Raw genomic sequence first — 4,517 nt, 5'->3', positions numbered from 1 at the left:
CGGCCGGCAGTGCCGCGATCACCTCGGCCACGGCGGCCGTGAGCTTCTTGGCGTAGGGCACGTGCAGGAACTCGTTCGGGCCGTGGGCATTGCTCTTCGGGCCGAGCACGCCGCAAACCATCATCTGCGCGGTCGGGAAGCCGGCGCTCAGCATGTTCATCAGCGGGATCGTGCCGCCCTGGCCGATGTAGCCGCAGGAGGCACCGAAGTGCGCGCGCGAGGCCTTGTTGAGCGCGTCCTCGAACCAGGGCGTGATGGTGGGCGCGTTCCAGCCGGTGGCGCCGCCGTTGCTTTCGAAGGTGACGCGGGCCTGGTAGGGCGCGTTGTCCTCGAGCAGGGCCTTGAGGCTGCCGACCGCCTCGGCCGCATCGACCAGCGGCGGCAGCCGCAGCGACAGCTTGAAGGCGGTGTAGGGGCGCAGCACGTTGCCCGCGTCCTTCAGCGCCGGGAAGCCCTCGGCGCCGGTCACCGACAGCGTGGGCTTCCAGGTGCGGTTGAGCAGCGCCTCGACCGGGTCGGTGGTGGTCGGCAGTGCGAACATGGTGGAACCGCCGCAGTCGTAGTGCGCCCACGGGAAGCGCTTGTAGACCTCCTCGCCGAGGATCGCGGCCGTGGCCTTGGCCTGCGCCAGCCGGTCGGGCGGCACCTCGCAATGGAAGCTCGCGGGCAGCAGGCGGCCGGTGGCGCTGTCCTCGAGGCGGTCGAGCACCTGGCGCATGATGCGGAAGCTCGAGGGCACGAGCCCCGAGGCATCGCCCGAGTGGATGCCCTCGGTCAGCACCTCGACCTTGAGCGTGCCGCTGGCCATGCCGCGCAGCGAGGTGGTGAGCCACAGCTGGTCGTAGTTGCCGGCGCCCGAATCGAGGCAGATCACCAGCTCGACCTCGCCCAGGCGCGGACGCAGCGCGTCGACGTAGGGCAGCAGGTCGTAGGAGCCGCTCTCCTCGCAGGTCTCGATCAGGCCGACGATGCGCGGATGGGCCGTGCCCTGGCGCTTGATGGCCTGCAGCGCCGCGATGCTGGCGTAGACCGCGTAGCCGTCGTCGGCGCCGCCGCGGCCGTAGAGCAGGCCGTTCTCGTACTTGGGCGTCCAGGGGCCGAGGTCGTTGCGCCAGCCGGTGAACTCGGGCTGCTTGTCGAGGTGGCCGTACATCAGCACGGTCTCGCGCATGTCGGTGCCGGTGGCGGGCACTTCGAAGAACAGCACCGGCGTGCGGCCCTCGAGGCGCACGATCTCCAGCTTCAGGCCCTCGACCTTCTGCGCCTCGACCCAGGCCGCGGCATTGCGCAGCACGGTCTCGAGGTGGCCGTGGGCCGACCAGTCCTTGTCGAAGCCCGGCGACTTGGCCGGAATCGTGATGTAGTCGGTGAGCTGGCGCACGATGTCGCCGTCCCACTGGGCGGTGACGTCGGACAGGGCCCGCTCGGCGTCGAGCAGGCCGGCGGGAATTTCGCGGTGCAGGGGAGCGTTCATCGGGGTTCTCCGCGGTGGGGGTGGCGAGACAAAAGCCGCATTTTGCGCCCATGGCCGCGGGCGCGTAGAGTGCGGTCGATCAACCTGGAGGGCGACGTGAGCAAGGCATCGACGACTCGGATCAAGGTGGGCATCGGCGGCTGGACCTACGAGCCCTGGCGCGACAACTTCTACCCCAAGGGGCTCGCGCACGCGAAGGAGCTGAACTACGCGAGCCGCCACGTCAGCGCGATCGAGATCAACGGCACCTACTACAGCACCTTCAAGCCCGACAACTTCCGCAAGTGGCGCGACGACACGCCCGAGGGCTTCGTGTTCTCGATGAAGGCCTCGCGCTTCGCGACCAATCGCAAGCTGCTTTCCACCGCGGGCGAATCGATCCGGCGCTTCATCGACAGCGGCGTGACCGAGCTCGGCCCCAAGCTCGGGCCGATCGTCTGGCAGTTCATGCCGACCAAGCAGTTCGATGCCGAGGACTTCGAGGCCTTCCTCGAGCTGCTGCCGAAGAAGGAGGGCAGCACGCCGCTGCGCCACGTGATGGACGTGCGCCACGAGAGCTTCATCGTGCCGGCCTACAAGGCGCTCGCGAAGAAGCACAAGGTGTCGACCGTCTTCACCGACGCCGACAAGTTTCCGTCCTTCGAGGAGCCCGAGGGCGAGTTCGCCTATGCGCGGCTCATGATGGCCGACGCGAAGCAGAAGACCGGCTATGCGGCGAAGGCGCTCGACGACTGGGCCGAACGCGCGCAGGGCTGGGCCGGAACCACCGCGAAGCCGCGCGAGGTGTTCGTCTATTTCATCAACGGCGCGAAGGAGCGCGCACCGGCAGCGGCGGCGGAATTGCTCAAGCGCCTGGGCTGGGAAGCGCCTGCACCGGCGGAAGAACCGGCGGCGGCACCGAAGGCGCCCAGAACGCCGAAGCCGCCGGCTGCCGCGAAGAAGGCGGCGGGCACGGCGGCCAAAAAAGCGAAGACCGGGACGGCTTCGAAGAAAGCCTGACCCGGCCCGCGCTGCGATCGAAAACGGCCGATCAGGCCGCGGCTTGCACCGCGGGCTTCGCGCCGAAGCTGATCTCGCCCGAGATCTGGCCGCCTTCCTCGATCACGATCTTGCCGTAGCGGATCTTGCCCGTGACCTTGCCGGTCGAATGGATCACCAGCTTCTCGCGCACCGTGAGGTTGCCGTCGAACACGCCGCGGATCTCGGCGATGTCGATCTCGGCCGAGCCCTTGAACTCGCCCTGTTCGGCGATCTGCATCAGGCGCGAATCCATGGTGGCCTCGACCAGGCCTTCGACCACGAGCGTGTCGCAATCGGTGATCTCGACGCCCTTGAGCTTGATGTTGGGGCCGACGGTGAGCTTGCTGCCGCCTTCCTTCACGGCGGGTGCGGCGGCGGCGGCATTGAGGCCGGCCTGGGCGGTCAACGAGGAGGGATTGACGGGGGAGCCCGAGAGGTTGGTGCCCGAGCCCACGAGCGGCGCGGGCCTGGAGGTCAATGCATCGTTTTCGCGTTCGCGCTTGCCGAAGAAAGGGGAGGAAGAAGTGGCCAAAAGAGAGCTCCTCATGAAAAGGACTATCGTAAGAATGCGCTTGGGGCCTCCTGCACTTCATTGCGCAAGAGGCGTAACCGAATAAATCGGTCGCGCGCCATCATCGCCCGATTCGCTGGCGGTGCCAACCACAAAGGACGATGTCCTTTCACGGGTGCGCGAAGCGCGGGAAGTTCCCGTGGTTCGCACCGCATGCGACGGCCTCCGACCCGAACGGCGCACCTGCGCATCGACAATGCGCCGCAGCCCACCAGCGACCCGCCACCATGACGACCTTCCTCTCGAGAGACACCATCGCTTCCCTCACGGCCGAGGCCGCGGCCGGCGACGCGCGCTTCGGCAAGCCCGAGCAAGGCTGGCGCCGCTCGCTGTTCTCGGTGATCTTCGAATCGGAATCGCGCGCGGGCCGGCTGTTCGACCTGGTGCTGATCGCGGTGATCGTGACCAGCGTGGCGGTGGTGATCCTCGACAGCGTGCAGCCGATCCACCAGCGCTGGGGCTCGACCTTCAGCGTGCTCGAATGGTTCTTCACCGCGCTCTTCACGCTCGAGTACCTCGGCCGCCTGGCCTGCGTGAAGCGGCCGCTGCGCTATGCGCTGAGCTTCTACGGCGTGATCGACCTGCTGGCGCTGCTGCCGACCTTCCTGGCCATCCTCACGCCCGAGCTCGCCTACCTGATCGACGTGCGCATCCTGCGGCTCTTGCGCGTGTTCCGCATCTTCAAGCTCTCGCGCTATTCGGCCGAGTACCGCGCGCTGGTCTCGGCGGTGGCGGCCAGCCGCCGCAAGATCACCGTGTTCGTCGGCTTCGTGATGCTGGTGGTGCTGGTGATGGGCACGCTGATGTACGTGGTCGAGGGCCCGCAGCATGGCTTCACCAGCATCCCGGTGGCGGTGTACTGGGCGATCTCGACCATGGCCACGGTGGGCTTCGGCGACCTGGTGCCCAAGACCGACCTGGGCCGCGCGATCGCCTCGGTGATGATGCTGCTGGGCTGGGGCGTGCTCGCGGTGCCCACCGGCATCGTGACGGCCGAGATGGCGCGACGGCCCTTCGACGACGAGGGCGGCGCGGCGGCCTTGCCGCTGGCGTCGCGCGGCGTGCTCGCGATGACGGCGCTGGCGCCCGACGCGGCCGATGCGCCGGCCGTGCCGCGCAAGCGGATCACGCCCGCGGCCAGGCGACGCGCCCTTGGGCAGCATCGTCGAGGCGCGCGATGAAGGCCTCGGCCGCGGTCTCGGGCAGCGCGAAGGCGAAGGCCACCGTGCTGGCGTGCGCCACCGATTCGAGCACCGCGCCAGCCGCGGCCAGCTCGCGTCGCACCAGGCCCTCGAGCGCATAGGGCACTTCGCAGCGCAGCGTGCGCAGGCGCACCAGCGGCACCAGCCGTGCGCCGGTCAGCGCCTGCGCGATGCTGTCGGTGTAGGCGCGCACCAGCCCGCCCGCGCCGAGCTTCACGCCGCCGAAGTAGCGCACCACGGTCGCGAGCGC

5 protein-coding genes are annotated in these 4,517 nt (G+C 68.8%); 2 read left to right on the top strand and 3 right to left on the bottom strand.

What is annotated here, in order from left to right; translation table 11 throughout:
* A partial coding sequence (locus AC27VN_RS33755) for a M20 family metallopeptidase (RefSeq protein ID WP_490879392.1) occupies positions 1-1,474 on the bottom strand: 1,474 nt, incomplete at its 3' end.
* Between the two features lie 96 nt (positions 1,475-1,570).
* Here AC27VN_RS33755 and AC27VN_RS33750 point away from each other — a divergent pair.
* Positions 1,571-2,473, top strand: coding sequence for a DUF72 domain-containing protein (locus AC27VN_RS33750; protein ID WP_490879391.1), 903 nt, complete (start codon positions 1,571-1,573; stop codon positions 2,471-2,473).
* A gap of 31 nt (positions 2,474-2,504) precedes the next feature.
* On the opposite strand, the gene AC27VN_RS33745 is transcribed toward AC27VN_RS33750, so the two are convergent.
* The gene (locus tag AC27VN_RS33745) at positions 2,505-3,026 is read right to left on the bottom strand and encodes a bactofilin family protein (protein ID WP_256222563.1); all 522 of its coding nucleotides are present in this window, start codon (positions 3,024-3,026) and stop codon (positions 2,505-2,507) included.
* 266 nt (positions 3,027-3,292) lie between these two features.
* On the opposite strand from AC27VN_RS33745, the gene AC27VN_RS33740 reads away from it, so the two are divergent.
* Positions 3,293-4,246: an ion transporter gene (locus tag AC27VN_RS33740; RefSeq protein WP_490879390.1), complete on the top strand. Its 954-nt coding sequence runs from the start codon at positions 3,293-3,295 to the stop codon at positions 4,244-4,246.
* Here AC27VN_RS33740 and AC27VN_RS33735 read toward each other — a convergent pair.
* Positions 4,191-4,517 (bottom strand): YigZ family protein (locus AC27VN_RS33735; protein ID WP_490879389.1); only part of this gene is annotated, 327 nt, incomplete at its 5' end. The genes AC27VN_RS33740 and AC27VN_RS33735 overlap by 56 nt on opposite strands.

This window comes from Variovorax sp. 20P10.2.4, assembly GCF_058244205.1.
Note: the sequence above shows the minus strand (reverse complement) of the source record. Positions and strands in the feature narration are given on the sequence as shown.

Bases quoted from the DNA above. Each gene is read 5' to 3' on its own strand.
- AC27VN_RS33740 (WP_490879390.1), top strand. From the start codon at position 3,293: ATGACGACCTTCCTCTCGAGAGACACCATCGCTTCCCTCACGGCCGAG.